Origin of the sequence: Streptomyces sp. NPDC020983 (genome assembly GCF_044333485.1) — a bacterium.
Taxonomy (GTDB): domain Bacteria; phylum Actinomycetota; class Actinomycetes; order Streptomycetales; family Streptomycetaceae; genus Actinacidiphila.
In genome coordinates, this window is record NZ_JBIRRA010000012.1 from 108,459 (window position 1) to 132,707 (window position 24,249).

The 24,249-nt window shown below is 73.1% G+C and carries 21 protein-coding genes; 15 read left to right on the forward strand and 6 right to left on the reverse strand.

Translation table 11 applies throughout. The features are described from left to right. The first annotated feature begins 59 nt into the window (after window positions 1-59). The 9 genes from uvrC to ACH4SE_RS25960 all read left to right on the forward strand — a co-directional run bounded on the left by uvrC (window position 60) and on the right by ACH4SE_RS25960 (window position 9,443). On the forward strand, window positions 60-2,186 hold the full coding sequence (gene uvrC, locus ACH4SE_RS25920) for an excinuclease ABC subunit UvrC (protein ID WP_398545870.1): 2,127 nt from the start codon (window positions 60-62) through the stop codon (window positions 2,184-2,186). A 56-nt stretch (window positions 2,187-2,242) separates the two neighbouring features. Further along, window positions 2,243-3,145: an RNase adapter RapZ gene (gene rapZ / locus ACH4SE_RS25925; protein ID WP_398545994.1), complete on the forward strand. Its 903-nt coding sequence runs from the start codon at window positions 2,243-2,245 to the stop codon at window positions 3,143-3,145. Window positions 3,146-3,147: 2 nt separating this feature from the next. Beyond that, a complete protein-coding gene (gene yvcK, locus ACH4SE_RS25930; protein WP_398545871.1) occupies window positions 3,148-4,167 on the forward strand; it encodes a uridine diphosphate-N-acetylglucosamine-binding protein YvcK in 1,020 nt (339 codons plus the stop codon). After that, window positions 4,158-5,135 (forward strand): DNA-binding protein WhiA, encoded by a 978-nt coding sequence (gene whiA, locus ACH4SE_RS25935; RefSeq protein WP_398545872.1) that lies wholly within the window; start codon window positions 4,158-4,160, stop codon window positions 5,133-5,135. The genes yvcK and whiA overlap by 10 nt, the downstream gene beginning before the upstream one ends. A gap of 231 nt (window positions 5,136-5,366) precedes the next feature. Continuing rightward, the gene (gene gap / locus ACH4SE_RS25940) at window positions 5,367-6,371 is read left to right on the forward strand and encodes a type I glyceraldehyde-3-phosphate dehydrogenase (protein WP_398545873.1); all 1,005 of its coding nucleotides are present in this window, start codon (window positions 5,367-5,369) and stop codon (window positions 6,369-6,371) included. 201 nt (window positions 6,372-6,572) lie between these two features. Next, window positions 6,573-7,787: a phosphoglycerate kinase gene (locus ACH4SE_RS25945; RefSeq protein ID WP_398545874.1), complete on the forward strand. Its 1,215-nt coding sequence runs from the start codon at window positions 6,573-6,575 to the stop codon at window positions 7,785-7,787. Window positions 7,788-7,818: 31 nt separating this feature from the next. Then, complete coding sequence (gene tpiA / locus ACH4SE_RS25950) at window positions 7,819-8,574, forward strand: triose-phosphate isomerase (protein ID WP_398545995.1); 756 nt, start codon at window positions 7,819-7,821, stop codon at window positions 8,572-8,574. A gap of 99 nt (window positions 8,575-8,673) precedes the next feature. Beyond that, window positions 8,674-8,907 carry a preprotein translocase subunit SecG gene (gene secG / locus ACH4SE_RS25955; RefSeq protein WP_031521006.1) on the forward strand — a complete coding sequence of 78 codons (234 nt, stop codon included), beginning with the start codon at window positions 8,674-8,676 and terminating at the stop codon, window positions 8,905-8,907. A 200-nt stretch (window positions 8,908-9,107) separates the two neighbouring features. Then, window positions 9,108-9,443, forward strand: coding sequence for an RNA polymerase-binding protein RbpA (locus ACH4SE_RS25960; RefSeq protein ID WP_078862516.1), 336 nt, complete (start codon window positions 9,108-9,110; stop codon window positions 9,441-9,443). Window positions 9,444-9,485: 42 nt separating this feature from the next. On the opposite strand, the gene ACH4SE_RS25965 is transcribed toward ACH4SE_RS25960, so the two are convergent. Then, the gene (locus ACH4SE_RS25965) at window positions 9,486-10,373 is read right to left on the reverse strand and encodes a MurR/RpiR family transcriptional regulator (RefSeq protein WP_398545875.1); all 888 of its coding nucleotides are present in this window, start codon (window positions 10,371-10,373) and stop codon (window positions 9,486-9,488) included. Between the two features lie 104 nt (window positions 10,374-10,477). Here ACH4SE_RS25965 and ACH4SE_RS25970 point away from each other — a divergent pair, with 104 nt between their 5' ends. From ACH4SE_RS25970 to pgi, 3 genes are all read left to right on the forward strand, one after another. Then, window positions 10,478-11,470, forward strand: a complete 993-nt coding sequence (locus tag ACH4SE_RS25970; protein WP_398545876.1) for a BadF/BadG/BcrA/BcrD ATPase family protein — start codon at window positions 10,478-10,480, stop codon at window positions 11,468-11,470. A gap of 136 nt (window positions 11,471-11,606) precedes the next feature. Further along, complete coding sequence (locus ACH4SE_RS25975; RefSeq protein WP_398545877.1) at window positions 11,607-12,371, forward strand: sugar isomerase domain-containing protein; 765 nt, start codon at window positions 11,607-11,609, stop codon at window positions 12,369-12,371. A 107-nt stretch (window positions 12,372-12,478) separates the two neighbouring features. Further along, a complete protein-coding gene (gene pgi / locus ACH4SE_RS25980) occupies window positions 12,479-14,146 on the forward strand; it encodes a glucose-6-phosphate isomerase (protein WP_398545878.1) in 1,668 nt (555 codons plus the stop codon). Window positions 14,147-14,598: 452 nt separating this feature from the next. On the opposite strand, the gene pgl is transcribed toward pgi, so the two are convergent. The 5 genes from pgl to tkt are packed head-to-tail and all read right to left on the reverse strand — an operon-like array spanning window position 14,599 to window position 21,212. Continuing rightward, a complete protein-coding gene (gene pgl, locus ACH4SE_RS25985) occupies window positions 14,599-15,330 on the reverse strand; it encodes a 6-phosphogluconolactonase (protein ID WP_398545996.1) in 732 nt (243 codons plus the stop codon). Between the two features lie 38 nt (window positions 15,331-15,368). Beyond that, the gene (opcA, locus tag ACH4SE_RS25990) at window positions 15,369-16,421 is read right to left on the reverse strand and encodes a glucose-6-phosphate dehydrogenase assembly protein OpcA (RefSeq protein WP_398545879.1); all 1,053 of its coding nucleotides are present in this window, start codon (window positions 16,419-16,421) and stop codon (window positions 15,369-15,371) included. Then, a complete protein-coding gene (gene zwf, locus ACH4SE_RS25995) occupies window positions 16,418-17,968 on the reverse strand; it encodes a glucose-6-phosphate dehydrogenase (RefSeq protein WP_398545880.1) in 1,551 nt (516 codons plus the stop codon). Before zwf ends, opcA begins: the two co-directional genes overlap by 4 nt. Window position 17,969: 1 nt before the next feature. Further along, entirely contained in the window at window positions 17,970-19,088 is a 1,119-nt protein-coding gene (gene tal, locus ACH4SE_RS26000) for a transaldolase (RefSeq protein WP_398545881.1), read from the reverse strand. 36 nt (window positions 19,089-19,124) lie between these two features. Next, complete coding sequence (tkt, locus tag ACH4SE_RS26005) at window positions 19,125-21,212, reverse strand: transketolase (protein ID WP_398545882.1); 2,088 nt, start codon at window positions 21,210-21,212, stop codon at window positions 19,125-19,127. A gap of 396 nt (window positions 21,213-21,608) precedes the next feature. On the opposite strand from tkt, the gene ACH4SE_RS26010 reads away from it, so the two are divergent. The 3 genes from ACH4SE_RS26010 to ACH4SE_RS26020 all read left to right on the forward strand — a co-directional run bounded on the left by ACH4SE_RS26010 (window position 21,609) and on the right by ACH4SE_RS26020 (window position 24,204). Then, complete coding sequence (locus ACH4SE_RS26010) at window positions 21,609-22,553, forward strand: heme o synthase (RefSeq protein WP_398545883.1); 945 nt, start codon at window positions 21,609-21,611, stop codon at window positions 22,551-22,553. 208 nt (window positions 22,554-22,761) lie between these two features. After that, window positions 22,762-23,070 carry a hypothetical protein gene (locus ACH4SE_RS26015; RefSeq protein WP_398545884.1) on the forward strand — a complete coding sequence of 103 codons (309 nt, stop codon included), beginning with the start codon at window positions 22,762-22,764 and terminating at the stop codon, window positions 23,068-23,070. Window positions 23,071-23,136: 66 nt separating this feature from the next. Beyond that, a complete protein-coding gene (locus tag ACH4SE_RS26020) occupies window positions 23,137-24,204 on the forward strand; it encodes an amidohydrolase (RefSeq protein ID WP_398545885.1) in 1,068 nt (355 codons plus the stop codon). Window positions 24,205-24,249 lie beyond the last annotated feature (45 nt).

Below are 24,249 nucleotides of genomic sequence, written 5' to 3' on the forward strand. Positions count from 1 at the left end.
GGTTCCGGGAGCCCGAGCCTGACCCCGGTGGGCAGCATCCCGCCAGTAGGGTGGGAGGCATGGCAGACCCCAGCAGTTACCGACCGAAGCCGGGCCAGATCCCCGACTCTCCCGGGGTCTACAAATTCCGGGACGAGCACGGCCGGGTGATCTACGTCGGCAAGGCGAAGAGCCTGCGCCAGCGGCTGTCCTCGTACTTCCAGGACATCACCAACCTGCACCAGCGCACCGCCACCATGGTGACGACGGCGGCGTCGGTGGAGTGGACGGTGGTCGCCACCGAGGTGGAGGCGCTCCAGCTCGAGTACTCCTGGATCAAGGAGTTCGACCCGCGCTTCAACGTCAAGTACCGCGACGACAAGAGCTATCCGTCGCTCGCCGTCACCATGAACGAGGAGTTCCCGCGCGTCCAGGTCATGCGCGGCCCCAAGCGCAAGGGCGTGCGCTACTTCGGCCCGTACGCGCACGCGTGGGCGATCCGCGAGACCGTCGACCTGCTGCTGCGGGTCTTCCCCGTCCGCACCTGCTCCGCCGGGGTGTTCAAGCGCTCGGCGCAGATCGGCCGGCCCTGCCTGCTCGGCTACATCGACAAGTGCTCCGCACCCTGCGTCGGCCGGATCAGCCCCGCCGACCACCGCGAACTGGCCGAGGAGTTCTGCGACTTCATGGCCGGCCACACCGGCACGTACACCCGGCGGCTGGAGCAGCGGATGAAGGACGCCGCCGCGGCCATGGAGTACGAGCAGGCGGCCCGGCTGCGCGACGACCTGGAGGCGCTGCGCCGCGCCATGGAGAAGAACGCGGTGGTGCTCGCCGACGCCACCGACGCCGACCTGATCGCCGTCGCCGAGGACGACCTCGAAGCCGCCGTGCAGATCTTCCACGTCCGCGGCGGCCGGGTGCGCGGCCAGCGCGGCTGGGTCACCGACAAGGTCGAGGCGGTCGACACCGCGGATCTGGTCGAGCACGCCCTGCAGCAGCTCTACGGCGACGAGAGCGGCGACGCCGGTCAGTCCGGCGGCAGCGGCGGCGTGCCCAAGGAGGTGCTGGTCCCGGCGCTGCCGAGCCCCGTGGAGCCGCTGGCGCAGTGGCTGGCGGACCGCCGCGGCTCGCACGTGAGCCTGCGCATCCCGCAGCGCGGCGACAAGAAGGACCTGATGGCCACCGTGCAGCGCAACGCGCAGCAGGCGCTGGCCCTGCACAAGACCCGGCGCGCCTCGGACCTGACGACCCGCTCGCGCGCCCTGGAGGAGATCGCCGCCGCGCTCGACCTGGACACCGCGCCGCTGCGCATCGAGTGCTACGACATCAGCCACCTCCAGGGCGACGACGTGGTGGCCTCGATGGTGGTCTTCGAGGACGGGCTGGCCCGCAAGAGCGAGTACCGCCGCTTCCAGATCAAGTCCTTCGCGGGACAGGACGACGTCCGCTCCATGCACGAGGTGATCTCCCGGCGCTTCCGCCGCTACCTCCAGGAGCGGCAGAAGACCGGCGAGTGGGAGCCCGAGCAGCCGCAGGACGCGGACGCGGCGGCGGACGGCGAGCCCGCCGCGGACGGCGGGCACACCGGGAGCGGCGCCGAGCAGGCCGCCGGGCCCATCGACCCGGACACCGGCCGCCCGCGCAAGTTCGCGTACCCGCCGCAGCTCGTCGTCGTGGACGGCGGCAGGCCGCAGGTCGCCGCCGCCCGCCGGGCGCTGGACGAGCTGGGCATAGCCGACGTCTTCGTGTGCGGCCTGGCCAAGCGCCTGGAGGAGGTCTGGGTCCCGGACGACGAGGACCCGGTCATCCTGCCGCGCAGCAGTGAGGGCCTCTACCTGCTCCAGCGGGTCCGTGACGAGGCCCACCGCTTCGCGATCGCCTACCAGCGCAGCAAGCGCACCAAGACGCTCAAGGCCGGCGCCCTCGACCAGGTGCCCGGTCTCGGCGAGACCCGCAAGCAGGCGCTGCTGAAGCACTTCGGTTCGCTCAAGCGGCTGCGGGCGGCGACGGTGGAGGAGATCTGCCAGGTCCCGGGGATCGGCCGCCGCACGGCGGAGACGGTCGCGGGGGCCCTGGCGTCGGCGGCCCCGGCCGCACCCGCGGTGAACACCGCGACCGGGGAGATCATCGAAGACGACGGCCGCCCGGCCGCCGGCGCCGAGCCGGTGCCGTCCGGGCGCGACCCACGGGGGAAGAGCACATGAGTGAGCAGGAAACCGAGAAGGGCCCCGAGCGGGTCCCCGAGAAGGACACTGTGCGTATGACCAGCGCCGTACCGGGCGAGACCGGCCAGCCGGCCCAGGCGATCCCCGAACTGGTGATCATCTCCGGGATGTCCGGAGCCGGCCGCAGCACCGCGGCAAAGTGCCTGGAGGACCTCGGGTGGTTCGTGGTGGACAACCTGCCACCCGCCCTCATCCCCACCATGGTCGACCTCGGCGCGCGCTCACAGGGCAACGTGGCGCGCATCGCGGTCGTCGTGGACGTCCGGGGACGGCAGTTCTTCGACAACCTCCGCGAGTCGCTGGCCGATCTGGAGGCCAAGCACGTCAAGCGCCGGGTGATCTTCCTGGAGGCCTCCGACGAGGCGCTCGTGCGGCGCTTCGAGTCGGTGCGCCGCCCGCACCCGCTGCAGGGCCAGGGCCGCATCGTGGACGGCATCAACGCCGAGCGCGACCTGCTGCGCGAGCTGCGCGGCGACGCCGACCTGGTGGTCGACACCTCCAGCCTCAACGTGCACGAACTGCGCGCGAAGCTCGACGCACAGTTCGCCGGCGAGGAGGAGCAGGAACTCAGGGCCACCGTGATGTCGTTCGGATTCAAGTACGGCCTGCCCGTGGACGCCGACCTGGTGGTGGACTGCCGCTTCCTGCCCAACCCGCACTGGGTGCCGGAGCTGCGGCCCTTCACCGGGCTCAACGACGAGGTGGCGACGTATGTGTTCAACCAGCCGGGCGCCAAGGAGTTCCTCGACCGCTACGCCGAGCTGCTGCACATCATCGCCTCCGGCTACCGGCGTGAGGGCAAGCGGTACGTGACGATCGCGGTGGGCTGCACGGGCGGCAAGCACCGCAGCGTGGCGATGTCGGAACGGCTGGCCCAGCGGCTGGCGGCGGACGGAGTGGAGACGGTGACGGTGCATCGGGACATGGGGCGCGAGTGATCATGGCGGGGCGGCGTCACGGCCGCCGCACCGGTCGTAACGCGGCCGGCCGCGGGCGCGGCGTGCCGCCCAAGGTGGTGGCCCTCGGCGGCGGCCACGGGCTGGCGGCCTCGCTCGCCGCCCTGCGCCGGATCACCGGCGATCTGACCGCCGTCGTCACGGTCGCCGACGACGGCGGCTCCAGCGGGCGGCTGCGCACCGAGATGGGCGTGCTGCCGCCCGGCGACCTGCGCAAGGCGCTGGCCGCCCTGTGCGGCGACGACGAGTGGGGGAGGACCTGGTCGCAGGTCGTGCAGCACCGCTTCGCCAGCGGCGGCGAACTGCACGGCCACGCGGTGGGCAACCTGCTCATCGTCGCCCTGTGGGAGCAGCTCGACGACGAGGTCGCCGCGCTGGAGTGGGTCGGCCGGCTGCTGGGCGCGCACGGCAGGGTGCTGCCGATGTCCGCCGTCCCGCTCGACCTGCACGCGACCGTACGCGGCCACGACCCGGCCGCGCCCGACGCCGTCAGCACCGTCCGCGGGCAGGCCACCGTGGCCCTGACCCCCGGCGAGGTGCAGGAGGTCATGGTGGTGCCGGCCGACCCGCCGGCCGTACCGGAGGCCGTGCAGGCGGTACTCGACGCCGACTGGGTGGTGCTCGGGCCCGGCTCGTGGTTCTCCTCGGTCATCCCGCACCTGCTCGTGCCCGAACTGGCCGACGCGCTGATGACGACCAGGGCGCGGCGGGTGCTCACGCTCAACCTGGCGCCGCAGCCCGGCGAGACCGCCGGATTTTCTCCGCAGCGTCACTTGGAGGTTTTGGGGCGACACGCCCCTAAACTCACCATCGACGTGGTTCTCGCCGACGAGGCCGCCGTGCCCGACCGTGAAAGCCTCGACGAGGCCGCCCTGCGGTTGGGCGGCACGGTCGAGCTGGCCCCGGTCGCCGCCCCCGACGGGCCGCGGCACGACCCGGAGTTGTTGGCCGCCGCGTATGACCGGATTTTTCGTATGCGTGGAAGGATCGGCCCATGGCGATGACGGCAGCGGTGAAGGACGAGATCTCCCGGCTTCCCGTCACCCGGACCTGCTGCCGCAAGGCGGAGGTGTCGTCGATCCTGCGCTTCGCCGGGGGGCTCCACCTGGTGAGCGGCCGGATCGTGATCGAGGCCGAACTCGACACCGGCATCGCCGCGCGGCGGCTGCGCAAGGACATCCTGGAGATCTTCGGCCACTCCTCCGACCTGGTCGTGATGGCCCCCGGCGGGCTGCGCCGCGGCAGCCGGTACGTCGTCCGGGTCGTCGCGGGCGGTGACCAGCTCGCCCGCCAGACGGGCCTGGTCGACGGCCGCGGGCGCCCCATCCGCGGGCTGCCCCCGCAGGTCGTCTCCGGCGCCACCTGCGACGCCGAGGCCGCGTGGCGCGGCGCCTTCCTGGCGCACGGCTCGCTCACCGAGCCCGGCCGCTCCTCCTCGCTGGAGGTCACCTGCCCCGGACCGGAGGCCGCGCTCGCCCTGGTCGGCGCCGCCCGCCGGCTGCAGATCCCGGCGAAGGCCCGCGAGGTGCGCAACGTCGACCGCGTCGTCGTGCGCGACGGCGACGCGATCGGCGCGCTGCTGACCCGGCTGGGCGCGCACGACTCCGTCCTGGCCTGGGAGGAGCGCCGCATGCGGCGCGAGGTGCGGGCCACCGCGAACCGGCTCGCCAACTTCGACGACGCGAACCTGCGCAGGTCCGCCCGCGCGGCGGTGGCGGCGGGCGCGCGGGTCGCGCGGGCCCTGGAGATCCTCGGCGACGAGGTGCCCGAGCATCTCGCGGCCGCGGGCCGGCTCCGCATGGACCACAAGCAGGCCTCTCTGGAGGAGCTGGGCTCCCTCGCGGAGCCGCCGCTCACCAAGGACGCGGTCGCCGGCCGTATCCGCCGGCTCCTGGCGATGGCCGACAAGCGGGCGTCCGACCTCGGTCTCCCGGGCACCGAGGCCAGTCTCACCGACGAGATGGTGGGCTGAGCGGCCCCCGCGCAGGGCGGCGGGTGTTCCGGGGGCGTCCCGCGCGCGGCGGCGGACGCCCTCCGGCGCGCGGCGGGAGGGCGCGCGACCCCCGCGGGAGCGGAAAACGCTCGGCCAGGGATGGGCAATGTCACTCCGGCGACACGGGCGAGGTAGGGTCGGACGTGGTCGGGGACATCCCATATTTCGCAGCCGGAACGGATTCCGGCGACTGAGCGAGGAGATCGGTTCGTGACGATCCGGGTAGGCATCAACGGCTTTGGCCGCATCGGTCGTAACTTCTTCCGCGCCGCCCTGGAGCAGGGCGCGGACATCGAGATCGTGGCTGTCAACGACCTGGGTGACACCGCGACCACGGCACACCTGCTGAAGTACGACACCATCCTGGGCCGCCTCAAGGCCGAGGTGACCCACACCGCCGACTCCATCACGGTGGACGGCAAGACCATCAAGGTGCTCGCCGAGCGCGACCCGGCGGCGCTGAAGTGGGGCGAGCTGGGCGTCGACATCGTCGTCGAGTCGACCGGCATCTTCACCAAGGCCGCGGACGCGGGCAAGCACCTGGCCGGCGGCGCCAAGAAGGTCATCATCTCGGCGCCCGCCACCGACGAGGACATCACCATCGTGATGGGCGTCAACCAGGACAAGTACGACGCCGCCAACCACCACATCATCTCCAACGCGTCCTGCACGACGAACTGTGTGGCGCCGATGGCGAAGGTGCTGCTGGAGAACTTCGGGATCGTCAAGGGCCTGATGACCACGGTCCACGCGTACACCAACGACCAGCGGATCCTGGACTTCCCGCACAAGGACCTGCGGCGCGCCCGCGCGGCGGCGGAGAACATCATCCCGACCACCACGGGTGCCGCGAAGGCCACCGCGCTGGTCATCCCGCAGCTCAAGGGCAAGCTGGACGGCATCGCCATGCGCGTGCCGGTCCCGACCGGCTCGGTCACCGACCTGGTCGTCGACCTCGACCGCGAGGTCACCAAGGACGAGGTCAACGCCGCCTTCCAGAAGGCCGCCGAGGGCCAGCTCAAGGGCATCCTGGAGTACACCGAGGACGCGATCGTGTCCTCGGACATCGTGAACTGGCCGGCCTCCTGCACCTTCGACTCGTCCCTGACCATGGCGCAGGGCAAGACGGTCAAGGTCATCGGCTGGTACGACAACGAGTGGGGCTACTCCAACCGCCTGGTGGACCTGACGGTCTTCGTCGGCGGCCAGCTCTGACCTGCCGGACGGCAGCAGCAGACGGCACAGCCGACACGGCACCGCGGAGATGAGCGACAGGGTCCGGCCGGGCGCGACGGAGCGCCCGCGCCGGGCCCTGTCGCCGTGCCGGTGCCCCCGCACGCAGACAGTGCAGACCCAGGCAGACCCAGGCAGACCCGGCCGAACGGCCGGGCCGGCAGACCGGAGTGACCGCAGAAGATGAAGACGATCGACGACCTCATCGGCGAGGGGCAGGTGGCGGGCAAGCGGGTCTTCGTCCGCGCCGACCTGAACGTGCCGCTCGACGGGGAGACCATCACCGACGACGGCCGGATCCGCGCCGCCGTACCGACCGTCACCAAGCTCGCCGAGGCCGGCGCGCGGGTGATCGTCGCCTCCCACCTGGGCCGCCCCAAGGGCGCGCCCGACCCGCAGTTCTCGCTCGCGCCCGTGGCGAAGCGGCTGGGCGAGCTGCTGGGCAGGGATGTCGCGTTCGCGGCCGACACCGTCGGTGACAGCGCGGCCGCCACCGTGGACGGCCTGGCCGACGGCCAGGTCGCGCTGCTGGAGAACCTGCGCTTCAACGCCGGCGAGACCAGCAAGGACGACGCCGAGCGCGGCGCGTTCGCCGACCAGCTCGCGGCGCTCGCCGACACGTACGTCGGCGACGGCTTCGGTGCCGTGCACCGCAAGCACGCCTCGGTCTACGACCTGCCGGCCCGGCTGCCGCACGCCGCCGGCGGGCTCATCGCGACCGAGGTCGGCGTGCTCAGGAAGCTCACCGAGGAGGTCGCGCGGCCGTACGCGGTCGTACTGGGCGGCTCCAAGGTCTCCGACAAGCTCGGGGTCATCGACCACCTGCTGGAGAAGGCCGACCGCATCCTGGTCGGCGGCGGCATGGTCTTCACCTTCCTCAAGGCCCAGGGCCACGAGGTCGGCAGCAGCCTGCTGCAGGAGGACCAGATCCCCGCGGTGCAGGACTACCTGGAGCGCGCCAAGGCCAAGGGCGTGGAGTTCGTGCTGCCCGTCGACGTCGTCGGCAGCACCGCGTTCCCCGACCTGAAGGCCAAGGCGCCGACCTCCCCGGCCACCGTGCCGGTGGACGGCATCCCGGCCGACCTGATCGGCCTGGACATCGGCCCGGAGTCGCGCAAGCTCTTCGCGGCCAAGCTCGCGGACACCGCGACCGTGTTCTGGAACGGCCCGATGGGCGTCTTCGAGCACCCGGACTACGCCGAGGGCACCCGCGCGGTGGCCCAGGCGCTCATCGACTCCCCGGCCTTCACCGTGGTCGGCGGCGGCGACTCGGCCGCGGCCGTCCGCATCCTGGGCTTCGACGAGAAGGCTTTCGGCCACATTTCCACCGGCGGCGGCGCGAGCCTGGAGTATTTGGAAGGCAAGACCCTGCCGGGTCTTGCGGCACTGGAGGACTGACCACGTGACCGAGCAGAGCCGCACCCCGCTGATGGCGGGCAACTGGAAGATGAACCTCAACCACCTCGAGGCCATCGCGCACGTCCAGAAGCTCGCCTTCGCACTGACCGACAAGGACCTCGACGCCGTCGAGGTCGCCGTGCTCGTCCCCTTCACCGACCTGCGCTCGGTGCAGACGCTGGCCGAGGGCGACAGGCTGCGGATCAAGTACGGCGCGCAGGACCTGTCGGCGCACGACTCCGGCGCCTACACCGGCGAGGTCTCCGGGCCGATGCTGTCCAAGCTCAAGTGCGCCTACGTGGTCATCGGCCACTCCGAGCGGCGGCAGTACCACGGCGAGGACGAGGAGATCGTCAACGCCAAGGTGAAGGCCGCCTACCGGAACGGCCTCACGCCGATCCTGTGCGTCGGTGAGGGCCTGGACGTCCGCAAGGCGGGCGAGCAGGTGCCGCACACCCTGGCGCAGCTCGACGGCGCCCTCAAGGGCGTCACCGCGGAGCAGGCGGCGTCCATCGTGGTCGCCTACGAGCCGGTCTGGGCGATCGGCACGGGCGAGGTCGCGACCCCCGAGGACGCCCAGGAGGTCTGCGGCGCGATCCGGGCACGGCTGGCGGAGCTGTACGACCAGCCGACCGCGGACGCGATCCGCATCCAGTACGGCGGCTCGGTCAAGGCCGGCAACGTCGCCGCGATCATGGCGAAGCCGGACGTGGACGGCGCGCTCGTCGGCGGTGCCGCGCTGGACGCGGAGGAGTTCGTGAGGATCGTCCGCTTCCGGGACCAGTGAGGTCCGCGGCACTGTGAAGTACCCTGGCGGGGCCGAACCGGGAATCCACACGGCTCGGCCCCGTGCCGTTGTCCTGTAGTCGAGAGAGTTGGTCCAGCCGTGGAAATCGGGTTCTCCATCGCCCTCATCATCCTCAGCCTGCTGCTTCTGCTGCTGGTGCTGATGCACAAGGGGAAGGGCGGCGGCCTGTCGGACATGTTCGGCGGCGGCATGCAGTCCTCCGTCGGTGGCTCGTCCGTGGCCGAGCGCAACCTCGACCGGATCACCGTCGTCATCGGCCTGCTGTGGTTCGCGTGCATCGTCGTTCTCGGTCTGGTGATGAAGTACAAGTAGGAACCGGCCTTCTCACCGCGGCACCCGACGCCCCCCGCGGCGACTCCCGCCCGTCCACAGGGAACTGACGCCTCGTCGCCCCTGCGGCTTACTATGAGGGAACGCCTCCGGGGGGCGGTCGTGTGCCTGCCACTGGACGGCACGTAAGGTCCCCGTAAACTGGCGAACCTCGCAGCACCATCACGCAGGGAGTTACGACCGTGGCAAGTGGCAACGCGATCCGTGGCAGTCGGGTCGGAGCGGGGCCGATGGGAGAGGCCGAGCGCGGCGAGTCCGCGCCGCGTCTCCGCATCTCCTTCTGGTGCTCCAACGGGCACGAGACCCAGCCGAGCTTCGCCAGCGACGCTCAGATCCCCGACACGTGGGACTGCCCCCGGTGCGGCTTCCCCGCCGGGCAGGACGAGGAGAACCCCCCGGCCCCTCCGCGGACGGAGCCGTACAAGACGCACCTCGCCTACGTGCGCGAGCGGCGCTCGGCGGCGGACGGGGAGGCGATCCTCGCCGAGGCGCTGGCGAAGCTGCGCGGCGAGATCTGACACCGCCGGCGGCCGGGCGACGGCACGCGCCGCCGGCCGTCGTCAGCGGCGCCGCGGCCGGCCCGCGGTGTGCGCGTCGGCGATGTGGGCCGTCAGCGCGATGGACGCCGTCGCGCGCTCGTAGGTGAGCTGTGCCACGCGCGCGTACAGGCAGTCCACGATGAGCAGCACCGAGTGCCGGGTGCCGAAGTTGCCGCGCCGGAAGCTCGTCTCGCCGGAGAAGGACGTCAGCGCGACGTCCGCCGCCTGCGCGACGGGGGAGCGCGGGTCGCCGGTCACCGCGACGGTGAAGGCACCGCGGTCGGCGGCCAGCCGCAGCGGCTCCAGCACCTCGCGGGTGGTCCCCGAGTGCGAGACGGCGAGCGCGGTGTCGGCGGGCGTCAGCAGGGCCGCGGAGGTCTCCGCGGTGTGCACCTCCGTCCACGCGTGCGCCGCGCAGCCGATGCCGAAGAGCCGGGCCTGCGCCTCGCGCGCCACGATCCCCGAGCCGCCGACGCCGTAGACGTCGATCCTGCGGGCCCTGGAGAGGGCCTGGGCGGCCCTTTCCAGTCCCTGCCGGTCCAACCGGTCGGCGGTGTGCTGCATGGCCCGCAGATCCGCCTGTGCGACCACGGCTATCACATGCTCCAGATCGTCCTCCGGGCCGATCCTCGGGCCCAGCGCCGCCAGCCGGGCGCTCCCGGCCCCCTCGGGCGCCGCCTGGCTGCGGCCCTGCTCCTGCGCCAGGCCGATCAGCAGCTGCTGGTACGACTCCAGGCCCAGCGCCCGGCAGAAGCGCGTCACGGTCGCCTGCGAGGTCCCGGTGCGGCGCCCCAGCTCGGCCGCCGAGCCCCGGCCGGCCGCCGCCGGGTCGGCGAGCACCGCCTCGCCGACCTTGCGCAGCGAGTCGGACATCCGGGGGAGCTCGGAGCGGATCAGTGCGGTGATCATGGCTGCGCCTTTCTGGTCCTCCCGGCCGCCGGCGGCGGTCCCCGGACGCGCGGTACGCCGCGCGGGCTTGTGCGCGGTGAATCCGTCAACCACCATGCGTGGCGATGAACGAAATCTACAACCGGCGGCTCGTCGTCGGGATCGACGCGGGCGGCACCCGCACCCGGGCCGTCCTCGCGGCCGCCGAACCGGGCGGCGCCGTCCTCGGCAGCGGCGCGGGCGGGCCCGGCAACGCGCTCGGTGTCGGCCGGGCCGAGCTGACGGCGCACCTGACCGCGGCCCTCACGCAGGCCGTGCCGCCCGCCGCGCGCGCCCGGGTCGGCGCGGTCCACGGCGGCTTCGCGGGCGCGGCCCCCGGCCTCGGGCCCGACCGCGGCCTCGACCTGGTGCTCGCGTGCCTGGACGACGCCTTCGCGGCCACCGGCATGGCGCCGGAGGCGGTGGAGGTCGGCGGTGACACGGAGGTCGCGCTCGCCGCCGCACCGGGCGCCCCGCGCGACGGGCTGGTGCTCATCGCCGGCACGGGCGCGGTCGCGGCCCGGGTCACCGCGGGGGAGCGCACGCTGGTCGCGGACGGCCACGGCTGGCTGCTCGGCGACGAGGGCAGCGGCTTCTGGCTCGGCGCCCAGGCCGTCCGCGCCGCGCTGGCCGCCCTCGACGGCCGCGGCCCGGCCACCTCGCTGGTCCCCGCGGTGCTGGGGCACTACGGCGTGCCCGTGACGCCGGACGCGCCCGGGTGGGGGGACCCCGGGGGGCCGCCCGCGCAGGCGGCCGCGGAGGGCGTCGTCGTACGGGTCCACGCGGCGGCGCCGGTCGAACTGGCGCTGCTCAGCCCGCTGGTGGTGGCAGCGGCGGGTGCGGGGGACGCGGTTGCCGCGGGGCTGCTGGGGCGGGCGGCGGAGCTGCTGGCCGGGAGCGTGCGGGCGCTGCGGCCGCGGGCGGGGGAGCCGCTGGTGCTCAGCGGCGGCCTGCTCGGCCCCGGCGGCCCGCTGCTGGACCGGGTGGGCGCGTTGCTGGCCGGCACCGGCGTGCGGGTCCACCCGGTCGCCGACGGGGCGGCGGGTGCGGTGGCGCTGGCGCGGCTGCTGCACCCTTGACGGCCGCGGCCGGTTGGCTGTTCCATCATGAAGGCGTGTTCCCGGTTCACTGAACCGAAGATCACGCAGTCGTGGCGTCCCCCGCCCGGGCGCCGCCCGAGCACCGCACGCCTTCCGTACGCAAAGGGGTCCCGCCATGGCCGAAGCACAGATCAGCGCCGCCGCGTTCGCCGACGCCGGCCGGGCCGCCGTCGAGCGCGCCGTCGAGGCCAACAAGGACGCGGTCGCCGCCGCCGGGCGGCTCTTCGCCGACTGCGTCGCCGCGGACGGCGTGATCCACGGCTTCGGCACCGGCCACTCGCAGGCCACCGTGCTGGAGATCGTCGGCCGCGCGGGCGGCCTCATCCCCACCAACCGGATCGGACTGTCGGACCTCGTGCTGCGCGGCGGCGACGACCGCTCGGTGCTCGCCGACCCGCTGCTGGAGCGCTCGCCCGGCCTGGCCAAGCGGCTGTACGAGCTGGCCACCCCGCGCCCGCAGGACCTGTTCGTGATCGTCTCCAACTCGGGCGTCAACAACTCCGTCGTCGACATGGCGCTGCACGTGAAGGAGGCCGGCCACCGGCTGGTCGCGCTCACCTCGCTCACCCACACCCGGGCGGTGCCCGCCCTGCACCCCTCCGGCCGCAGGCTCGCCGACCTCGCCGACGCCGTCCTCGACAACTGCGCCCCGGCCGGCGACGCGCTGCTGCCGCTGCCCGGTGGCGGCGCGCTGGGCGGGGTGTCCACCATCACCTCCGCGCTGCTGGTGCAGATGGTCGTCGCCGAGGCGGTGGGCCTGCTCACCGCCGAGGGCGTGACCGCGCCCGTGTACGTCTCGGCGAACCTGCCCGGCGGCTTCGAGCGCAACGCGGTGCTGGAGGAGCACTACGCCGGACGCATCCACCGCGGCGGCTTCTGAGCCGCCTGACATCGGGTCACCGCAGGCCGCACCGGGTGCCGGGCCCGCGTTCCGCCGCGTCATCAACTAGCGTTGATCCCGCAGCGAGGACGAGGAGAAGTGGACTGATGTCCGAAACCAACGCGCAGGACGGCGCCCGCCGTATCCGTCTCGACCAGCGCCCGGAGTGGCACGCGCTCGCCAAGCACCGCGACGAGACGGCGGGCACCCACCTGCGGGACCTGTTCGACGCCGACCCCGGCCGGGCCGAGCGCTACACCCTCCAGGTCGGGGACCTCCACCTGGACTACTCCAAGCACCTGGTCACCGACGAGACGCTGGCGCTGCTGCGCGAACTGGCCGCGGCGACCGGGGTGCAGGAGCTGCGGGACGCGATGTTCCGCGGTGCGAAGATCAACACCACCGAGGACCGCGCGGTGCTGCACACCGCGCTGCGCGCCCCGCAGTCCGCGACGATCGAGGTCGACGGCCACAACGTCGTCCCCGGCGTGCACGCGGTCCTCACCAAGATGGGCGTCTTCGCCGACCGCGTCCGCTCCGGCGAGTGGACCGGCCACACCGGCCGGCGGATCCGCAACATCGTCAACATCGGCATCGGCGGCTCCGACCTCGGCCCGGCGATGGCCTACGAGGTGCTGCGCGCGTACACCGACCGCGACCTGACGGTGCGTTTCGTCTCCAACGTCGACGGCGCCGACCTGCACGAGGCGGTACGCGACCTGGACGCGGCCGAGACGCTGTTCGTCATCGCCTCCAAGACCTTCACCACCATCGAGACCATCACCAACGCCACGGCCGCCCGGAGCTGGCTGCTCGGCCGGCTCGGCGCCGGGGACGAGGCGGTGGCCAAGCACTTCGTCGCCCTGTCGACGAACGCCGAGAAGGTCACCGAATTCGGCATCAACCCCGACAACATGTTCGAGTTCTGGGACTGGGTCGGCGGCCGCTACTCCTACGACTCGGCCATCGGGCTCTCCCTCATGGTCGCGATCGGCCCCGACGCCTTCCGCGACATGCTGGCCGGCTTCCACCTGGTCGACGAGCACTTCAGGACCGCCCCGCCGGAGCGCAACGCGCCACTGCTGCTGGGCCTGCTCGGCGTCTGGTACGGCGGCTTCCACGACGCCCAGTCGCACGCCGTGCTGCCCTACAGCCACTACCTGGCGCGGTTCACCGCCTACCTCCAGCAGCTCGACATGGAGTCCAACGGCAAGTCCGTCGACCGCGAGGGCCGCCCGGTGGACTGGCAGACCGGACCCGTCGTATGGGGCACGCCCGGCACCAACGGCCAGCACGCGTACTACCAGCTGCTGCACCAGGGCACGAAGGTCATCCCCGCGGACTTCATCGGCTTCGCCCGCCCGGTCGCCGAACTCGGCCCGCTGACCGGCCAGCACGACCTGCTGATGGCCAACTTCTTCGCCCAGACCCAGGCGCTCGCCTTCGGCAAGACGCCCGAGGAGGTCCGTGCGGAGGGCGTTCCCGAGGAGCTCGTCCCGCACAAGACCTTCCGCGGCAACCACCCGACGACGACGATCCTCGCGACCGAGCTGACGCCGTCCGTGCTGGGGCAGCTCGTCGCGCTGTACGAGCACAAGGTGTTCGTGCAGGGCGCGATCTGGAACATCGACTCGTTCGACCAGTGGGGTGTCGAACTCGGCAAGGTCCTCGCGAAGCGGATCGAGCCCGCGCTGGCCGAGGGAGCCGAGGTGCCGGGTCTGGACCCGAGCACCGCGCACCTGGTGGCCAGGTACCGGGAGCTGCGGGGGCGCTGAGTCCCGGGCTGCCGGGCCGGGGGCGCGGGGGTACTGCGGCCGGGTACCCGCCGCCTGCGGGCCGTGACCGTCCCGGAGGGGCGGTGCGGTCCGTGCCGGCGGGTGCCCGGGCCGCCTGGTGGCCGGGTACCGCGAGCTGCGGGGGCGCTGAGTTCCGGGCTGCCGGGCCCGCGGCGCGGGGGTACTGCGGCCGGGTACCCGCCGCCTGCGGGTCGTGACCGTCCCGGAGGGGCGGTGCGGTCCGTGCCGGCGGGTGCCCGGGCCACGTGGTGGCCGGGTACCGCGAGCTGCGGGGGCGCTGAGTCTCGGGCTGCCGGGCCGGGGGCGCGGGGGTACTGCGGCCGGGTACCCGCCGCCTGCGGGTCGTGACCGTCCCGGAGGGGCGGTGCGGTCCGTGCCGGACCGCCGGCTGGTACCCGGGCCCCCGCGCACCCGGTGCGGAGCGCCCCGGCTCAGACGGGCGGGTACAGCTCCCTCGGCAGCTTCGCCGCCGCGGAGCGGTCCAGCAGCCACAGCGTGCGGGTCAGGCCGCGCGCGGCCGAGGCGGGGGCCTGGAGCGCGCCCGGCTCCGACAGGGCGAGGGCGACCGCCCCGGCCTTGTCCTCACCGGCGGCCAGGAGCCAGACCTCGTGGGCCGCGCGGATCGCCGGCAGCGTCAGGGAGATGCGCAGCGGCGGCGGTTTCGGCGAGCCGTGGACGCCGACGACCGTGCGGACGTCCTCGCGGACGGCGGGGTGCTCCGGGAAGAGCGACGCCACGTGGGCGTCCGGCCCGACGCCGAGCACGAGCACGTCGAAGGCCGGCACCCGCGCGTGGTCCTCCGGGCCCGCCGCGGCGGCCAGTTCGGCCGCGTAGGCCGCGGCCGCCGCGTCGAGGTCGGAGCCGTGGGGGCCGTCCGAGGGCGCCATCGGGTGGACCCTGGCGGGGTCCAGCGGGACGGCGTCGAGCAGCGCCGCGGCCTGCGTGACGTTGCGCTCCGGGTCGCCGTCCGGCAGGAAGCGCTCGTCGCCCCACCACACGTCGAGCCGCGCCCAGTCGACCGCGTCGCGCGCGGGGGACCGGGCGAGGGCCGCGAGCAGCGCGTTGCCGTTGCGCCCGCCCGTGAGCACCACCGAGGCGGTGCCGCGGGCGGCCTGCGCGTCCGCGATCCGGGTGACGAGCCGGGCCGCGGCGGCCTCGGCCATCAGTTCCGTGTCGCGGTGGACGACGACCTGGGGAGCGCTCACTTCGAATTCGCCGCCTTGCCGGACCCGGCGGCCGGAGCCGCCTTCTTCGACGGCGACGGGGTCGCCCCGGACGCGCTCCTGGCGGCCGTCCCGGCCTCCTTGCCGGACTTGGCGGAGGCCCCGGCGCCCACGAGGTGCTTGACGCCGAACTCCACCGTCGCGCGGTATATGTCGTCGGGGTCGAGCCGGCGCAGCTCCTCGGCGATCAGCTCCGAGGTCTCCCGCCGCTTGAGCGCCACGTGCCGGTCCGGCTGGCCCGGCACCGACAGCTCGGCGAGCCGCCCGTCGGCGCGGTCCAGGCAGATGTCGCCGGCCTCGGTGAACAGGTGGACCCCGGTGATGCCGGGCCCGTCCGAGACCTTGCGCTCGACCTCGACGCCCAGCCGGTCGGCGAGCCACAGCGCGAGCAGCTCGGTGCTCGCGTTGTACGCCTCGCCCTCGACGGCCGCCGAGACGATCCGGGAGTGCTTCTGGTCCAGTGCCGCCGCCAGCATGGAGCGCCACGGCGTGACCCGTGTCCACGCCAGGTCGGTGTCGCCGGGCATGTAGCCCTCGGCGCGTACCGCCAGCGAGCCGACCGGGTCCTCCGCGGAGGCCGCGTCGGTGATCCGGCGCTGGGCGAGCCGCCCGAGCGGGTCCTTGCCGGGGTTCTCCGGCGCCTGGTCGGGCCACCAGCACACCACGGGGGCGTCCGGCAGCAGCAGCGGCAGCACGACGGACTCGGCGTGGTTGGCCAGCTCGCCGTGCATGCGCAGCACGACCGTCTCGCCGGTGCCGGCCTCGTCGCCCACGACCACCTCGGCGTCGAGCCGGGCGCCCGCCCGCTCCCGGGGGGAGCGGCCGGGGCGCTTGATGACGGCGAGGATGCGCGACGGGTGCTCGCGCGAGGCCTCGTGCGCCGCCCGCAGCGCGTCGTAGGCGCTGCCCTCGTCGGTGACGATGACCAGCGTCAGCACCATGCCCACCGCGGGGGTGCCGCTGGCACGCCGGGCGTCGATCAGCCCGGCGTTGATGCGTGCGGACGTGGTGTCCGTGAGGTCGATCTTCATGGCCGGCGCCAGCTCCTGCCGTCTCGTGCGAGCATCTCGTCCGCCTCGGCCGGGCCCCAGGTGCCCGCCGCGTACTGCGCGGGCTTGCCGTGCTTGTCCCAGTACGCCTCGATCGGGTCGAGGATGTTCCAGGACAGCTCCACTTCCTGGTGCCGCGGGAAGAGGTTGGCGTCGCCGAGCAGCACGTCCAGGATGAGCCGCTCGTACGCCTCCGGGCTGGACTCGGTGAAGGACTCGCCGTAGGCGAAGTCCATCGTCACGTCCCGCACCTCGGTGGAGGTGCCCGGCACCTTCGAGCCGAACCGCACCGTGACGCCCTCGTCCGGCTGGACCCGGATGACCAGGGCGTTCTGCCCCAGCTCCTCCGTCGCCCCGGTCTCGAACGGCAGGTACGGCGCGCGCTTGAAGATCACCGCGATCTCGGTGACCCGGCGGCCCAGCCGCTTGCCGGTGCGCAGGTAGAACGGCACCCCGGCCCAGCGGCGGTTGTTGATGGTCAGCTTGACCGCCGCGTAGGTGTCGGTCTTGGACTTGGGGTCGATCCCCTCCTCCTCCAGGTAGCCGAGCACCTCCTCGCCGCCCTGCCACGCGTGCGCGTACTGCCCGCGCACGGTGTGCTTGCCGAGGTCGTCGGGCAGCTGCACCGCGCCCAGCACCTTGAGCTTCTCCGCCGTGAGCGCCTTGGGGTGGAAGGAGCCGGGCTCCTCCATCGCCGTGAGCGCCAGCAGCTGGAGCAGGTGGTTCTGGATCACGTCGCGGGCCGCGCCGATGCCGTCGTAGTACCCGGCACGGCCGCCGATGCCGATGTCCTCGGCCATCGTGATCTGGACGTGGTCGACGTAGGACCGGTTCCAGATCGGCTCGTACATGGTGTTGGCGAAGCGCAGCGCCAGGATGTTCTGGACCGTCTCCTTGCCCAGGTAGTGGTCGATCCGGAAGACCTCGTTGGGCGGGAAGACGTCGTGCACGATCCGGTTGAGCTCCTGGGCGCTCGCCAGGTCGTGGCCGAACGGCTTCTCGATGACGGCGCGCCGCCACGAGTCGCCGGTGCCCTGCGACAGCCCGTGCTTCTTGAGCTGCTGCACCACGTTGGGGAAGAACTTCGGCGGCACGGAGAGGTAGAAGGCGAAGTTGCCGCCCGTACCGCGTGCCTTGTCCAGCTCCTCGATCGTGGACTTCAGCGTCTCGAAGGCGGTGTCGTCGTCGAAGTCGCCCTGCACGAAGCGGCAGCCCTCGGCCAGCTGCTGCCAGACCTCCTCGCGGAAGGGCGTGCGCGCGTGCTCCTTGACGGCGTCGTGCACCTCCTGCGCGAAGTCCTCGTTCTCCCACTGCCGGCGGGCGAAGCCGACGAGCGCGAAGCCCGGCGGCAGCAGCCCGCGGTTGGCGAGGTCGTACACGGCCGGCATGAGCTTCTTGCGCGACAGGTCGCCCGTCACGCCGAAGATGACCAGGCCGGACGGACCGGCGATGCGGGGCAGCCGCCGGTCCAGCGGATCGCGCAGCGGGTTGTTGCCGCGCGCGTCCGCCTCATCGGTCGCAGAGGTCACCTCAGGCCTCCGAGGGAGCGAGCCGTTCGAGTTCCGACCGGGTGGAGTCCAGCAGCTCGTTCCAGGCCGTCTCGAACTTCTCGACGCCCTCGTCCTCCAGCAGCTGGACCACGTCGTCGTACGAGATGCCGAGCGCCGCGATCGCGGCCAGCTCGGCACGCGACTGCTCGTACGTGCCCGCGATCGTGTTCCCGGTGACCTCGCCCTGCTCGGCGGTCGCCTCCAGGGTGGCCTCCGGCATGGTGTTGACCGTGTTCGGCGCGACCAGCTCGGTGACGTAGAGCGTCGCCGGGTAGCTCGGGTCCTTCACGCCGGTGGAGGCCCACAGCGGGCGCTGCCGGTTGGCGCCGGCCTTCTCCAGGGCGGCCCAGCGGTCGGAGCCGAAGACCTCCTCGTACGCCTCGTAGGCCAGCCGGGCGTTCGCCACCGCGGCCTTGCCCTTGAGCGCCTTGGCCTCGTCCGTGCCGATCTTCTCCAGGCGCTTGTCGATCTCGGTGTCGACGCGCGAGACGAAGAAGGACGCCACCGAGTGGATCTTCGACAGGTCCAGACCCGAGGCGTTCGCCTTCTCCAGACCGGTCAGGTAGGCGTCCATGACCTCGCGGTAGCGCTCCAGCGAGAAGATCAGCGTGACGTTGACGCTGATGCCGCGGGCGGTGACGTCCGCGATCGCCGGCAGGCCGGCCTTCGTCGCCGGGATCTTGATGAGCGTGTTCGGCCGGTCGACCAGCCACGCGAGCTGCTTGGCCTCGGCGATCGTCGCCCGGGTGTCGTGCGCCAGCCGCGGGTCCACCTCGATCGACACCCGGCCGTCACGGCCGTTCGTCGCGTCGAAGATCGGGCGGAAGACGTCCGCCGCGTCCCGCACGTCGGCGGTGGTGATCATGCGCACCGCCTCGTCCGGCGTCAGCCGGCGCGCGGCGAGGTCGGTGAGCTGCGGGTCGTAGAGCGCGTCACCGACGATGGCCTTCTGGAAGATGGCCGGGTTGGTGGTGGCGCCGACCACGTGCGACTGGTCGATCAGCTCGCTCAGGTTGCCGGTCGTGATACGCCTGCGGGACATGTCGTCCAGCCAGATCGCGACGCCTTCGTCGGAGAGGCGCTTGAGTGCGTCTGTCATGGGAATTGCATCTCCTGATGTGTCGTGTTACCTGCGTCAGCGATCTGCGGCGGCGAGAGATTCCCGGGCCGCTGCGGCCACCGCCTCCGCGGTGAACCCGAACTCGCGGAAGAGCACGCCCGCGCTCGCCGAGGCACCGAAGTGCTCCAGGCTCACCACGCGTCCCGCGTCGCCCACGTAGCGGTACCAGGTCAGCGCGATGCCGGCCTCGACCGCGACCCGGGCCTTCACCGAGGGCGGCAGCACGCCGTCCCGGTACGCCTCGTCCTGCTCCTCGAACCACTCCACGCACGGCATCGACACCACACGGGTCGGGATGCCGGCCGCCTGGAGCTCCTCGCGCGCGCCCACGGCGAGCTGCACCTCGGAACCGGTGGCGATCAGGATCACCTGCGCGGGGCCGCCCTCGGCCTCGAAGAGCACGTAGCCGCCGCGCGCCGCGTCGTCGTTGCGGTCGTACGTCGGCAGGCCCTGCCGGCTGAGCGCCAGGCCGTGCGGCGCGCCCTTGCCGAACTCCTTCGTCCAGCGCTTCTGGATCTCCCGCCACGCCACGACCGTCTCGTTGGCGTCCGCCGGGCGCACCACGTTCAGGCCCGGGATGGCGCGCAGCGAGGCCAGGTGCTCGACCGGCTGGTGCGTCGGGCCGTCCTCGCCGAGGCCGATCGAGTCGTGCGTCCACACGTACGTCACCGGCAGGTGCATGAGCGCCGACAGCCGCACCGCGTTGCGCATGTAGTCGGAGAAGACCAGGAACGTCCCGCCGTAGACGCGGGTGTTGCCGTGCAGCGTGATGCCGTTCATCTCGGCGGCCATCGAGTGCTCGCGGATGCCGAAGTGGATCGTGCGGCCGTACGGCTGGGCCTCCGGCAGCGGGTTGCCGGCCGGCAGGAACGACGAGGTCTTGTCGATCGTGGTGTTGTTCGAGCCCGCGAGGTCGGCCGAGCCGCCCCACAGCTCGGGCACGACCGCGCCGAGCGCCTCCAGCACCTTGCCGGACGCCGCACGGGTGGCGACCGACGTGCCGGTCTCGAACACCGGCAGGTGGTCCTCCCAGCCCGCGGGCAGCTCGGCCGCCGCGACCCGGTCGAAGGTCGCCGCGCGCTCCGGGTTGGCGGTGCGCCAGGCGGCGAAGGACTTCTCCCACTCGGCCCGGGCCTCGCGCCCGCGCTCACCGACCGCGCGGGTGTGGGCGATCACCTCGTCCTCGACCGCGAAGTGCCGGTCGGGGTCGAAGCCGAGCACCTCCTTGGTGGCGCGCACCTCGTCCTCGCCGAGCGCCGAGCCGTGCGCGGCCTCGGTGTTCTGCGCGTGCGGCGCGGGCCAGGCGATGATCGAGCGCATCGCGATGAAGGACGGCCGCTCCGTCTCCGCCTTGGCGGCCAGCAGCGCGGCGTACAGCCCCTCCGGGTCGAGGTCGCCGTTCTCCAGCGGCGCGACGCGCTGCACGTGCCAGCCGTACGCCTCGTAGCGCTTGAGGGTGTCCTCGGAGACCGCGGTCTCGGTGTCGCCCTCGATCGAGATGTGGTTGTCGTCCCACAGCAGCACCAGGTTGCCCAGCTTCTGGTGCCCGGCCAGCGAGGACGCCTCCGCGGAGATGCCCTCCTGGAGGCAGCCGTCGCCGGCGATCGCCCAGATGGTGTGGTCGAACGGCGAGGTGCCGGGGGCGGCGTCCGGGTCGAACAGGCCGCGCTCGTAGCGGGCGGCCATCGCCATGCCCACCGCGTTGGCGACACCCTGGCCCAGCGGCCCGGTGGTGGTCTCCACGCCGGTGGTGTGGCCGTACTCCGGGTGGCCGGGGGTCCGCGAACCCCACGTCCGGAAGGCCTCCAGGTCCGCCAGCTCCAGGCCGTAGCCGGCCAGGTAGAGCTGGGTGTAGAGCGTGAGGCTGCTGTGGCCCGCGGACAGCACGAAGCGGTCGCGGCCCGTCCAGTCGGCGTCGGCGGGGTCGTGCCGCATCACCTTCTGGAAGAGCAGGTACGCGGCCGGGGCCAGGCTCATCGCGGTGCCGGGGTGGCCGTTGCCGACCTTCTGCACGGCGTCGGCGGCCAGGACTCGGGCGGTGTCAACGGCCCGCCGGTCCAGTTCGGTCCAGTCAAGGTCTGCGGTGGTCGGCTGCTTGCTCACCCTGGGTCAGGGCTCCTCTCAACAATGTCGAACGCGCCGGTGACGTGTGCCTACCCGACGCCGCTGAGCCTACCGCCGAGCGCGCTCACCATTTCGATCCTGCCCCCGTACGCCCGCGTTCGCCTCCCGAATACCGGTGAGTGTTCATATGCCCTGGTTGGGCGGCGTAGGAACCACGTACGAACGTCGGAGAAGCCGGGAGGAACGCCCGATAACGGGCGCCGATCCGCGACCGCGGCCCCGCCCGGGCAACACGACCGACCCCGGAAGCAGACGGGGTATTCCCTACGTCTAGAGTGGCGTGGTACGCGCAGGCCGCACCGTGGCCGGCCCGCTGGTGCAGCAGGCGGGGCCAGGTGTCCGCCGGCCTGCTGGACTCATCTCCTTGGGGTGTTCGTGACGGCCGTCGAAACCCGACCCGCGGGGGTCATCGCGACAGGCCCCGTGCATCGGCCGCTTCCGGCCCGTGTCATGGGGTTCGTGGCACTGACGAAACCGCGGATCATCGAGCTGCTGCTCATCACGACGGTTCCGGTCATGTTCCTGGCCGCCGGCGGGGTGCCCGACCTGTGGCTCGTGGTCGCCACCATGATCGGCGGCTACCTCTCCGCGGGCGGCGCCAACGCGCTCAACATGTACATCGACCGCGACATCGACGCGATGATGCACCGCACGGAGCAGCGGCCGCTCGTCACCGGGCTCGTCTCGCCGCGCGAGGGCCTGGTCTTCGGCATCACCCTCGCCGTGGTCTCCACGGTCTGGTTCGCGCTCCTGGTCAACCCGCTGTCCGCGGGGCTGTCGCTCACCGCGATCCTCTACTACGTCTTCGTCTACACCCTCGGCCTGAAGCGCCGCACGGCCCAGAACATCGTCTGGGGCGGGGTCGCCGGCTGCCTCCAGGTCTTCATCGGCTGGTCCGCCGTGCGCAACGAGCTCGGCTGGGCGCCCTTCGTGCTCTTCCTCGTCCTCTTCTTCTGGACGCCGCCGCACTACTGGCCGCTGTCCATGAAGGTCAAGGACGACTACGAGCGCGTCGGCGTCCCGATGCTCCCCGTCGTCGCGGGCAACCAGGTCGTGGCCCGGCAGATCGTGATCTACAGCTGGGTCATGGTCCTGACCTCCCTCACCCTGTGGTGGCCGCTGGGCGAGACGTCCTGGTTCTACCCCGTGGTGGCGGTCCTGCTCGGCGGCTTCTGGCTGAAGGAGGCGCACGCGCTGCACTCGCGGGCGAAGGCCGGTGTGACCGGGCCGAAGCTGAAGGAGATGCGGCTGTTCCACTGGTCGATCACGTACGCCACGCTGCTCTTCGTCGCCGTGGCGGTCGACCCCTTCCTCCACTGACCCCTCCCGCCGCCGCGGCGTTTGCCGGCTGCGGCTGCTGCGGCTGCGCCGGGCGAGTGACTTCCGGGGGTGCCGGGGACTGGGCGGTGGTCCGGACCGGACCGGGAGACCCCGCGGGCCGGTGTCCGGCCCGCGCCCCGGGAAACGCGCGCTCTCCCTGGGGAAGGGGGAGGGCCAGAAGTTGCTACCGGCGAGTAGCATGTGCCGCATGGCTGAGAGCAGAGGGACGGCGCGGCTCGCCCGGCAGGCGGCGCGCTTCGCGCAAAGGCACGGGGGCGCCGAGGCCACCGTGGAGTACATCGGCGCGCGCGGCGCGCGGATCGTGCTGGTCGGGCAGGACGGTGCCTGGGGCGACCTCGTCGCGCCCGGGTACGAGGCCGCCCGCGAGGCGGTCACCGCCGCCGGGCTCACCCTGGCGGAGGACTTCGGGGGCGAGCTCGCGGGCCGTGTGAGGACCGGGCCGTACGAGTGGCGCAGGATGGCCGGAATTCAGATCGGCGGCGGGTCCGGCACCTGACGCTGTCACCTGCCGTGAGGACCATGACGGGGTCATGGCGGGCGGGCAGGCGGCGAGGGGGCGGCGATGGCCGGGGCGCGGGCGCTCCAGCGGGGGCACCTGGTGGACGCGTACGGCCACGGGGTGCACCCCGCCGAGCTCGGCATCGGCGCCTTCGAGACGTGGCTGCCGGGCGCCGCAGCGCCGTTCACCACGCTCTTCGACAGCCCCGCCGGTTTCGCCGTACGCCGCTGGTGCCCGCCCCTGCTGGGCCTCGAACCGCACTGCTCCCCGGCACGGTATCTGGCCAGGCGCCGCGAGCTGGGCGCGTACGAGTCCGTACGGCGGCTGCTGCGCGGCACCGGCATCGGCACGTACCTCGTCGACACCGGGGAGCCCGGCGACCTGGTGCCGCCCGGGGAGCTGGGGGCGGCGGGCGGCGCGGCCGCGTACGAGATCGTGCGGCTGGAGCAGCTGGCCCAGCAGGTGGCCGACACCTCCGGCACGGCAGGGGGCTTTCTGGCCAATCTCGCCGAGTCCGTGCGGGGCGCCGCGCTGGGCGCGGTGGGGTTCGCCTGCGCGGCGGAGGGGCTGGGCGGCGGGCCCGGCGCCGCGTCCGGGCCGCCGCCGCCCGCGGAGCTGCGGAACGCCGCCGCCCGGTGGCTGGCCTCCCGCCGGGTGGGCTCACGCCCGGCGGAGCCGCTGATGCTGCGGCACCTCGCGTGGCAGGCGGTGGCGGAGGGCCTGCCGCTCGTGCTGCGGCACCGCCAGGAGGGGCCGGGGCCGGCCGCGGCCGCCGGGTTCCTGCGGGCCACCGCGGGGGAGGGCGCCGATCTCGTGCTGCTGCCGGGGCCCGCCCACGGGGCCGCCGCGGCGCGCTTCGCGGAGGAGCTGGCGCACGTCTACGTGGGGGTGCGCGGGGATCCGGGCCCCGTGCTCGGCTGCGCGCCCTTCGGCAAGGTGCTCTACGCCGGCGGCGCGGTGGGACTGGCCGAGCTGTACGTCGCGGCGGCGCGGGGGTTCTCGGCGGAGCTGGACGCCCTCGCCGCGGCGCGGGTCGCGGCGGGGGAGTGGTCCGCCTCCGACGCGGGGCGCGTCGCCGCGCTGGTCCGTGCGGGGAACGCCCGGCGCGTCTTCGGCCTGCCGGCCGGGTGAGGCCGCGCTCCGGGGCGCCCTTCGCGCGGTGCTCCCGCCGGTGGG

Bases quoted from the DNA above. Each gene is read 5' to 3' on its own strand.
- whiA (WP_398545872.1), top strand. From the start codon at position 4,158: ATGGCGATGACGGCAGCGGTGAAGGACGAGATCTCCCGGCTTCCCGTC.
- ACH4SE_RS25975 (WP_398545877.1), top strand. From the start codon at position 11,607: ATGGCCGAAGCACAGATCAGCGCCGCCGCGTTCGCCGACGCCGGCCGG.
- tal (WP_398545881.1), bottom strand. From the start codon at position 19,088: ATGACAGACGCACTCAAGCGCCTCTCCGACGAAGGCGTCGCGATCTGG.
- yvcK (WP_398545871.1), top strand. From the start codon at position 3,148: ATGGCGGGGCGGCGTCACGGCCGCCGCACCGGTCGTAACGCGGCCGGC.
- tpiA (WP_398545995.1), top strand. From the start codon at position 7,819: ATGGCGGGCAACTGGAAGATGAACCTCAACCACCTCGAGGCCATCGCG.
- uvrC (WP_398545870.1), top strand. From the start codon at position 60: ATGGCAGACCCCAGCAGTTACCGACCGAAGCCGGGCCAGATCCCCGAC.
- pgl (WP_398545996.1), bottom strand. From the start codon at position 15,330: ATGGCCGAGGCCGCCGCGGCCCGGCTCGTCACCCGGATCGCGGACGCG.
- ACH4SE_RS26020 (WP_398545885.1), top strand. From the start codon at position 23,137: ATGGCCGGGGCGCGGGCGCTCCAGCGGGGGCACCTGGTGGACGCGTAC.
- pgi (WP_398545878.1), top strand. From the start codon at position 12,479: ATGTCCGAAACCAACGCGCAGGACGGCGCCCGCCGTATCCGTCTCGAC.
- rapZ (WP_398545994.1), top strand. From the start codon at position 2,243: ATGACCAGCGCCGTACCGGGCGAGACCGGCCAGCCGGCCCAGGCGATC.
- opcA (WP_398545879.1), bottom strand. From the start codon at position 16,421: ATGAAGATCGACCTCACGGACACCACGTCCGCACGCATCAACGCCGGG.
- ACH4SE_RS25945 (WP_398545874.1), top strand. From the start codon at position 6,573: ATGAAGACGATCGACGACCTCATCGGCGAGGGGCAGGTGGCGGGCAAG.
- ACH4SE_RS25965 (WP_398545875.1), bottom strand. From the start codon at position 10,373: ATGATCACCGCACTGATCCGCTCCGAGCTCCCCCGGATGTCCGACTCG.
- ACH4SE_RS25970 (WP_398545876.1), top strand. From the start codon at position 10,478: ATGAACGAAATCTACAACCGGCGGCTCGTCGTCGGGATCGACGCGGGC.
- ACH4SE_RS26015 (WP_398545884.1), top strand. From the start codon at position 22,762: ATGGCTGAGAGCAGAGGGACGGCGCGGCTCGCCCGGCAGGCGGCGCGC.